Raw genomic sequence first — 9489 nt, 5'->3', positions numbered from 1 at the left:
GGTGCGGTGGCGGGCAGCGGCGCGGCAGGTGCGGGCGCAGCGGCGGCTGCGGCGCGCGGGGGTGTGGCGGCGGCCGGTGCAGCGGCGGGGGTGGACTCGGGGTCGGCGGTCATCGTCCTCCGATTATGGTGGTTGGCCCCGCGCTTCGTGCTCAGGCGCCCAGCAGCGGGGCGAGGTTCTCGGTCCAGACGTCGTAGCCGACCTTCACGATGAGCACGGCGACGACCGTGAGGAACGCGATCCGGATGAAGCGGTTGCCGCGGGCGACCGCCATCCGGGAGCCGAGGTAGCCGCCGGCCATGTTGGCCACGCCCATGGCGAGGCCGAGGGCCCAGAGCAGTTCGCCGTGCGGGATGAAGAAGGCCAAGGCGCCGAGGTTGGTGGCCACGTTGACGATCTTCGCCTTGGCGCTCGCGAGCAGGAAGTCGTAGCCGAGCGCCGTGATGAGGGCGATGATCAGGAAGGTGCCGGTGCCGGGTCCGATGAGGCCGTCGTAGAAGCCGATGACGAGGCCGAGCACGCCGGCGATGAGGTGGTGCTTGCGTCCCGAATGGCGCAGCTTGATGCTGCTGCCGAGCGCGGGGCGGGCGATCGTGACGACGGCCACGACCACCAGGGCGACCACGATGATGGGCTTGAAGACGGCGGCCGGCAGCAGGGATGCGAGTGTGGCGCCCGCGTAGCTGCCCACGAGGGCGATGCCGGCCACGGGCAGGGCTGTGCGGAGGTCTGGTCTCGTGCGGCGGTACCAGGTGATGGCGCTCGTGGTGGTGCCGAAGACCGAGGCGAGCTTGTTGGTGGCGAGTGCCTGCACAGGTGAGATGCCCGGGATGAGGAGGAGCGCGGGGAGCTGGAGCAGGCCGCCACCGCCGACCACGGCGTCGATCCAGCCGGCGGCGAAGGCGGCGAGGAGCACGAGCAGGGCGACGGTGATGGTGATGTCGCCGAAGAGGGTGCCTGTGGTCATCGGTTCTACTCTATGGAGGTGCTGGCTGTCGCGTGTTGGTGCCGACGTGGCTGCCGCGCGCTTCGCGCTTGCCGATGATGGTCGTGGTGCGGATGGCGCGTGGTCTTGGTTGGTGACCATGGTCATCGAGGGCAAGCGCGGAGCGCGCGGCAGCTCATCACCCCAGTGTCGGTGGCTGCTGGTTGAATAAACCTCATGAAGACGACGTTCGGATCACCTCCCGGGGCGCCCCTGGATGCTCTCGAGCGTGCGATCTCGGATGAGGTGGCGGGCTTCGCTCGGGATGATCGCAAGATCGCAAAGCTGCAGGCCCGGCAGGCGCGGCGGTTGGCGCGGGCGGTCGGCCTGGCGGAGTCTCGGGCGGAGTTGCTGCAGGGTGGGCTGACGCCGAAAGCTCGAGAGTGGGCTCGCCGGTCGTTGCGTGTAGAGGTCGCATGCGCGTCACGCCGTTCGGAAGGGGCGGTGTCCCGTCTGATCGCGGATGCGGAGACGCTGGTGGCGGATCTGCCTTCGACGCTTGCGGCTCTCGAGGCGGGCGAGGTCTCCTACGCCCACGCCCGGTCGGTGGTGGTCCACGCCGGATCGCTTCCTCTGGAGGCGCGCGGTTCGTTCGAGCACGCGGTCTTGCCCCAGGCACGGGAGAAGAACCCTGCCCGTTTCGACGACGCGGCCCGCCGGTTGCGCGAGGTGCACCACCCCGAGTCGATCACCCGCCGTGCGGTCCTAGCCCGTGAGGAGCGTGCCGTGTGGCTGGACGCGGAGCGGGATGGCATGGCCACCCTCCACCACCACCTGCCCGCGGTGGATGCGTTGGCCATTCACAACGTGATCGATCAGGCGGCCCGCGCTGCACGGGGCGACGCGGAGTCGCGGACGCAGGCACAGCTGCGTTCGGACATCCTCGCTGATCGCATCCTCGGCCGCACCGATGACCTAGCCGGTTTCACGCCGAGTGTGATCGTGACGGTGCCGGCGGTGGTGCTGGCCGGGTGCGGATCAACACACACGACCCCAGCCACATCCACCCCACCCACCTGCGCCCCGCCCACTTCCAACCCGCCCACTTCCACCCCTGCTGACCCACCCGCCGAGCTACACGGCTACGGTCCCATCGACCCCAACACTGCGCGACGAATCGCAGCAGCCGCTCCCACCTTTCTCCGCGTGCTCACCCACCCCGTCACCGGCGAGGTCATCGAGACCGCCGGCCGGTACCGCATCCCCGCGGCGCTACGTGAGGTGCTGATCGTGGCGGATGAACACTGCCGGTTCCCCGGATGCGGCCGCCGAGCAGCGAGATGCGAGCTCGATCACACCGTGGACTGGGCGAACGGAGGCCGCAGCACAGCTTCGAACCTCGCCCATCTCTGCACGAGCCACCACCACCTCAAGCACGACGGCGGCTGGCAGGTCAGCCGCCCACCCGACACGGGCCCCGCGTCCCGAACCCTCGAGTGGCGGTCACCTCTCGGCGCCACCTACCGCACCAGTCCGCCCGGTCAGCTCGATCGTGCGATCGGGCGACTGCAGCCTGCGGGGGGTGATCGTGGTGACGAACCCCCACCGTTCTGAGATGTGGCTCCAGACACGATGGCGCGCGCGGGAAGGGGAGACGCAGAACGGCGCCGAGTTCCGCGGGGGAACTCGACGCCGTCTGCGCTGGTGGAGGGGGCTGCTACTTGCAGGTCTCCAGGTCCTCGACCGCCGCGGAGAGCGAGGCCGGGCCACCGAGCAGGGTGACCTTGGTGGCGCCGAGTTCCTCGATCTGGGCGAGGGTCGCTGCGGGGATGCAGTCGGCCTTCACCGTGAACAGGGGCGCGTCGATCCGGGGTCCGTACGCCGAGCCTGCGAGGGCGTCGGAGAACTTCAGGCCCGTCGCGAGCAGCACGTGATCAGCTTCGGTGAAGAAGTGATCGTTGATGCTACGAGACGCCTCGTACCGATCAGCGCCACCCAGTCGCACCGTGGTCGCGATCGCAGTCGCATCCGTCTGGATGCCTGCCGAGACCGAGGCCTCTCCGCCGGCGATCGCGATGCTCTTCACATCGAGATCCGCCAGCAGCTTCTTCGTCGCCGCATCCAGGGTGGATGCGGTGCCCTTCACCAGGATCACCGGTCCGTCACCGTCGATCGCAGCACCCGCGGAGAGCGCATCAGCGAACTTCGTGCCCGCCGACAGCACCGCGGTGGGTGCGCCGTCAGGGAACGCGGCCTTCGCGATGTTCCGCGACGCCTCGTACCGGTCAGCGCCGCCGATGCGGGTGACGGTGCCGAGCTTCTTCAGCGACGCTTCGACGTTGGCCGACACCGTGGCGGTGCCACCGACGATCACGATCTTCGTGGCCCCGAGTCGCTTGATCTCGGCCGCCACACCTGCAGGCAGGTCGGCGGTCGTGGTCAGCAGGATCGGCGCACCCGCGACCGTCGCAGCCGGAGCGGCGGAGAGCGCATCCGGGAACACAGCACCCGACGCGACATACACGGTCGACGATCCGTCGGCGAAGCCCGCCTTGGACGTGTTCACCGCGACCTCGTACCGGTCCGCACCCGCGATCCGATCCACCGACGTGGTGCCCGGCTCGAGCGTGAGCTCGAGCGACGAGTCCGACGCCTCGAGGGTGTCGTAGCCGAGGTACTCGGCCTTCAGCGTCGCCGGACCGGTGAGGCCAGCGGGCAGCTCAGCCGTCGCCGCGAACGACCCGGCCGCACCGTCGACACCCTCGACCGCGACGACCGGAGCCGTCACCGTCCACGAGCCGACCGTGAACCGAACCGAACCGGCCACCTCGTGGCCGTCCTCCGCCGACACCGTCGCCGTGACGGTACGACCCGAAGCATCGCCCGACTGAGCATCACCCGACTGCGCGAGCGCCACCGACGTCGCGATCCGCTCAGCATCCGAGCCCTGCAGCGAGAGCCACTGCGCCCGCGTCAGATTCAGCACGGTACCGTGACGCGGCACCGCATTCGCATTGGCGTCCGGCGGCAGATCCGCACCCTCCACGCGCTCCCACGAGCCCGAGTCGAGGTCGTCGCTGAACAGCGGCAGATAGCCACCACCATTGAAGTCATCGACGAACAGGTAGTGCCCATCACTGCCGGATGGCACCGAGACGTCACCCGGGTTGGCCTTGAAGACCGTCGGGCCCTCCACGAGGTTCGTAATCGGCGGGGTCGTCTGCTCCTTCGTGACGCAGTCGGCCACCGTCGACCAGGCACCCTCCTCACCACGGATGGTGGGAGCCCGCAGATCCGTCGACTTCTCGGCGATGATGTCGGTGCAGGTGCCCTCGCCGATCTCCTTCGTGTAGCGGTAGAAGGTGTCGCCCTCCTTGATCACGGTCGAGTCGATGCGGTCCCAGCCCTTCTGCCACACCTGCGGCTCCGAGAAGGTCTGGAAGTCGCGGGTGGTGGCGTAGAGGATCTGCGCGAGTTCCGCACCGGGCGAGTTCGCGTAATCGCGGTCGCCGTCGGCGAACATCCGCGAGGCCCAGTACACGACGTACTCACCGATCGTGTCGTCCCAGTAGGCCTCCGGAGCCCAGGCCATGCCCGCGTTCTCCGGCGCCACCTCGACGTGCCGCTGCTCCGACCAGTTCACGAGGTCGGTCGACTCCCAGATCTCCAGCGAACGGCTGCCGTTCGTGAAGGCCTCGGTCCACGGCGTGCCGCTGCCGATCGAGAGGTCGGTGGCGAGCATGTAGAACTTGTCGCCCTCGACCGAGCGGATGATGAACGGATCGCGCAGACCCGTCGTGCCCTCCGTCGACTCGAGCACCGGCTGACCGCCGTTGACGTCGTTCCAGTTCAGCGCATCATTGCCCTCACTCGCCGCGAGGTAGATCTTCTCTCCCTCGACGGTGTTCTGGCCACCGGGCGCTCCCGCGAAGTACGCGAAGCCGTAGCCCTCGTCCGGCGTCGCCCGCGGCGACTCCTTCACCGTGAGCTCGAACGTGCGCGTGGCGGTCTCTTCGCCGCCCGTGGCGGTGGCGGTGAGCGTCACCGTGGTGTCACCCGCACCCCAGGCCGGCCGCGTGACGGCACCGGGCGCCACCGGGCCGTCGGCCGCGGTCGCGCTGTCGGTGATGACGGCGGGGTCGGAGGACGACCAGGTGAGCTCCGAGCCGAACAGCGTTCCGTTGGCCGGCAGCTCGAGGCTTCCGAGCACCGGATCCGTGCCGGCCAGCACGAGCGCCTCGAGGTCATCGGCCGCCTGCTGCGCCTCGGAGGGCAGCGGAGCGACGGTCACCTCGAACGTGCGCGTCTTCGAGGAGCTGCCGATCGTGGCGGTCACCGTGAGGGTGACCGTCGCCGGCTCCGTGCCGAACGCAGGGCGCGTGATCCGCCCGGAGGCCGACACCACCGACTCGTCGCTCGACGACCAGCTGAGGGTCGACGATCCGCTCGCCGATGCCGTGGGCAGCGTGAGGTCGGAGGTCAGCGACGAGGTGTCGCCGAGGTCGATCGCGGCCAGGTCGGCCTCGAGCACGCCGTCGGCGTCGACTCCCGCGAGCTCGCTCACCGAGTCGGCGTCGAGCGCGCGGTCGTAGATGCGGAAGTCACGCATCTGTCCCTTGAACAGCGGATCCGCCGCCCACGACGAACGACCCAGGTAGTTGAAGGTCGTCGTGCCGTTGCCGATGGCACCGGGGGTGGTGGTGATGTTCGCGTTCGTCGCCACGAGCCGCTCGTCCTGGTAGAGACGTGCGACACCCGGGCGCCCGGCGTCGCCGCCCGCGACCGTGTAGGTGACGCGCACCCACTCCTTGGCGGGCAGGCGCTGCGCCGCCGCGGCGGACTGCTCCGCACCACCGCTCGACGCGGTGATCGCGGCACGGTAGGTGTTGTTGTAGTCGCGTGCAGTGGCGAACAGGTAGCCGCTGTTGGCGGTCGACTGGTTGCCCAGCACGAATGCCATCGTGTTCTGCGGCAGTGCGTCCTCCACGTAGAGGTCGAAGCTCACCGAGACCTCGTCGAGGCCCGTGAGCAGGTTGTTCGGAAGCTTGATGCGGTTGCCGTTCGCGGTGGTGCCACCTGTGAAGCGGAAGCCGTCGGCCCCCGTCCACTGCGGCGTGCCCTCGACCGTGGCGTCGCGCGAGTTGCCCGAGGAGTCGGCCACGGCCGATCCGGTGGTCTCGTCGAGCTCGTAGTGCGCCACGAGACCCTCGTCGATGCCGGGAGCCTCCGTGACGGTGACCTGCGCCGTGAGCGCGGTGCCGAAGCCCTCGACGCTGCCGTTCACGGTGAACGATCCGGCCGTCGCGTAGGCGGCGGGGTCGATCTCGTCCCACGTGATGGCGGCGGCACCGGTCGAGCCCGAGGTGTAGGTGGCGGGCACGGTGCGGGGGAGACGCGGGGCCTCACCGGCGGTCGTGGAGACCTCGAACGAGGTCGTCTCGACGCTCTCGATGGTGTTGTAGGCCTCCTGCAGGCGCTCCTGCTCCTCCGCAGTGATGGGCAGCACCGTGCCGTGGCGCGGCACGCCGGGAAGGCCCGACGAGTCCTGCGCCTGCCAGGTGAGGCCCTTGTCGGAGGAACGGAACGCGACGTAGCCGACACCCCCGTGGTAGCCGGGCTGGTCGATGAACATCCACCAGGTGCCGTCGTCCTGCACGTCCTTGAAGACCGTGGGCCCCTCGCCGCCGGTGTAGGTGCGGGTGGAGCCGTCGATCGCGACGTAGCTCTGGCCGCGGCCGATCTCGCGCGTCACGAGCGACCACTCGTTCGGGTCCTCCGTGACGACCATCGGGTCGCCGCTGGTGGCGCGGAGCGAGTCGGACTTCTGCAGGAGCACGTTCATCGTGCCCTCGTCCTTGGTGAAGCGGTAGTAGGTGTCGCCGTCCTTGATGACGGTCGAGTCGATGAGGCCGAGGCCCCGGCCGCGGCGCGAGTCGCTCCAGATCTGCGGCTCGGAGAAGGTGACGAAGTCGCGCGTGGTGGCGTACATCATCCGGTTGTAGGTGGCGAGGTTGTCGCGCGCCTCGGGTGCCGTGGCCGGGTCGTAGAGGTTCGAGGCCCAGAACACGACGTACTCGCCGATGGTCTCGTCGTAGTAGGCCTCGGGAGCCCAGGTGTTGCCCACCGTGGCCTCATCCGACACCTTGACGTGACGCTGCGGCGACCAGTTCACGAGGTCGGTCGACTCCCAGATCTCGAGGTAGAGGCTTCCGGTGCGCTGCGCGCGGCCGAAGTCGCCGCTCGGGTAGATCTTGAGGTCGGTGGCCACGATGAAGAACTTGTCGCCTTCGGGCGAGCGGATGATCATCGGGTCGCGGAGGCCCTCCTCGCCGAACGAGGTGGTGAGCACGGGGTTGCCGCCGTTGAGCTCGTCCCACTCGAGGGGGCTGGAGCCCTCGCTCGCGCCGAAGTAGATCTCCTCGCCGGCGTCGGTGGACTCCCCGGCGAAGTAGGTGAACATGTAGCCGTCGGGGTCGGGCTCGGCGACGGCCGCCTTGACCACGACGTCGAAGACGCGCGACTGCGGCTCGCCGGCCGCGGGGTCGGTGCTGTCGGGCGCGGTGGTGGCGGTGAGCTGCACGGCGGTGTCGGCCGCGCCGCGGATGACGGCACCCGGGGCGATCTCGCCCTCGGGGGTGGTGGTGGGGGTGTCGGTGACGACCGCGGGGTCGGAGGACGACCAGGTGACCGCGGTGCCGTCGGCGAGGGTGGCGGGGAGGTGGATGTTGCCGCGGATGTCGTCGGCGGAGGGGATGGCGACGGCCGCGAGGTCTGCGGGGGGCTCGGCCGGGACGACGGTGGGGGCCAGGGCTGCTGCGCGGGCCTGCGCGGCTGCGCCGGATGCGGTGGCACCCGTCGATGCGGCGGCGCCGGATGCGGTGGCACCGCTGGATGTGGCGCCCGTCGATGCGGCTGCGCCGAACGCGCTGGCGCCGGTGCTGGTGGCCGTGCCGGCTGACGCGATGCTGCTCGCGCTGCCCGGGCTGCTGGCGGCCGCCGGGCCGGCCATCGCCAGCTGCGCCCCGCTGCCGGCCAGGAGTGCGGCCACCATGGCGGCGCACCACCTTCGGGCGTGTGTGGATCTGGACATCGATCTCCTCCTCGAGAAACGGTGTGAGCGCTCACATGACACTCCCGATGAACGTTAGAAGGTCGACCGGGGCCCTGTCAACGCGAAATGTGAACCTTCACATTCGGCCCGAGATGTGGTTAGAGTGACCGTGTCCGGGCCGGGTGAGGCCCGATCGGGAGGCGCTCTCGCGCGCTCGCTCAACGACGAGTCGAAGGTGACCCATGAAATCGAAGTCCCTGTTCCGCGCGGTGGCCGCAGCCGCCGCGTTCGCGGTGATCGGCACCGGCATCGCCGGCGGAGGTGCGATCGCAGCCGCCGCCGAACGCCCCACCGACGGCCTGATCGGGGAGTACGTCTTCTCGCAGACCACCGGCGCCGAGGTGCCCAACACGGCCACCGGCGACGGCGCCGTGGGCCCGGCGACCGTGGTGAACGGATCCGATGCCCGCTGGACCGGCGACTCGCTGACCTTCACCGGCGGCGGCAAGACGAGCGGCGCCAACTGGGTGCGGCTGCCGAACGACATCCTCGCCGGCGAGACCTCGGCGACCATCACCACCGAGGTCAACCTCGACGCCTCGATGAAGTCGACCTTCAACTTCCTCTGGAACATCGGCAACGACGCCCCCACCGCCTACTACTTCGCCTCGGTGCGGGATGCGGCCCGCACCGCGATCACCACCTCCTCGAACCCCGGCGAGATCAACGCCCGCGGATCCGCGCTCGACGCCGGCCGCTGGTACAGCCTCACCTCGGTGGTCGACGGCGAGGCCGGCACGATCTCGTTCTACGTCGACGGCGTGCGCGTGGCCCAGGCGGCCACCGCACTCACCCCGGCCTCCATCACCGACCAGTCGCTCAACGCCATCGGCCGCTCGCCCTGGCCCGACCCGTTCTTCAAGGGCGAGGTGTCGACCTTCCGCGTCTACGACCGTGCTCTCGCCGCCGAGGAGGTCGCCGCCGTCTCCGAGACGGATGCCGCCATCCACGCCGACGAGATGACCGCCGCCGCCCAGGCGGTCCTCGACGGACTCGCCCTCACCGACCTCGAGGTCGACGGCAACTACGTGGCACTGCCGACCGCCGGTGGCCGCGTGAGCTGGACCACCTCCGACCCCGCGATCGTGGGCGCCGACGGCCGCGTCGTGCAGCCGAGCGAGGCCGACGGTCCCGCCACCGTGACCGCGACCGCCACCGCGAGCGTGCGCGGCGTCACCGCGACCGACACCATCACCATCACTGTCGTTCCGACCAGCGACGAGGAGCGCCTCGACGCGGTCTCGGCCGGCTACGTGCTGCCTCCCGTGGTCGCCTCCGGATCCGTTCTCCCGCAGCCCGCCGAGGGCACCGAGGTGACCCTGCAGAACGCGCAGGGCATCGCGATCGCCGCCGACGGAACCGTCACGGCCGCAGCCGGCACCGGCACCGGCACCGGCACCGCAGCGGGCGAGCCCGTCACGGGCACCGTCGACGCCGTGGTCTCCGCCTCCGG

Annotated in this window: 4 protein-coding genes; 2 read left to right on the top strand and 2 right to left on the bottom strand. The window is 70.0% G+C overall.

Going from position 1 to position 9489, the window contains the following annotated elements:
• Positions 1-151: 151 nt before the first annotated feature.
• The gene (locus Q0D57_RS00735) at positions 152-967 is read right to left on the bottom strand and encodes a TSUP family transporter (protein ID WP_291036678.1); all 816 of its coding nucleotides are present in this window, start codon (positions 965-967) and stop codon (positions 152-154) included.
• A gap of 195 nt (positions 968-1162) precedes the next feature.
• Between Q0D57_RS00735 and Q0D57_RS00730 the strand changes: the two genes are divergently transcribed.
• Complete coding sequence (locus tag Q0D57_RS00730; protein ID WP_291036677.1) at positions 1163-2539, top strand: HNH endonuclease signature motif containing protein; 1377 nt, start codon at positions 1163-1165, stop codon at positions 2537-2539.
• Positions 2540-2642: 103 nt separating this feature from the next.
• Here the strand turns inward: Q0D57_RS00730 and Q0D57_RS00725 are convergent, their stop codons facing one another.
• Entirely contained in the window at positions 2643-8015 is a 5373-nt protein-coding gene (locus Q0D57_RS00725; protein ID WP_291036675.1) for an immunoglobulin-like domain-containing protein, read from the bottom strand.
• 203 nt (positions 8016-8218) lie between these two features.
• Here Q0D57_RS00725 and Q0D57_RS00720 point away from each other — a divergent pair.
• Positions 8219-9489 (top strand): LamG domain-containing protein (locus Q0D57_RS00720; protein WP_291036674.1); only part of this gene is annotated, 1271 nt, incomplete at its 3' end.

The organism is Herbiconiux sp. (assembly GCF_023264895.1).
Lineage (GTDB): Bacteria > Actinomycetota > Actinomycetes > Actinomycetales > Microbacteriaceae > Herbiconiux.
The sequence above is the reverse complement of the archived record's forward strand: the minus strand, read 5'-3'. Positions and strand labels throughout refer to the sequence as shown.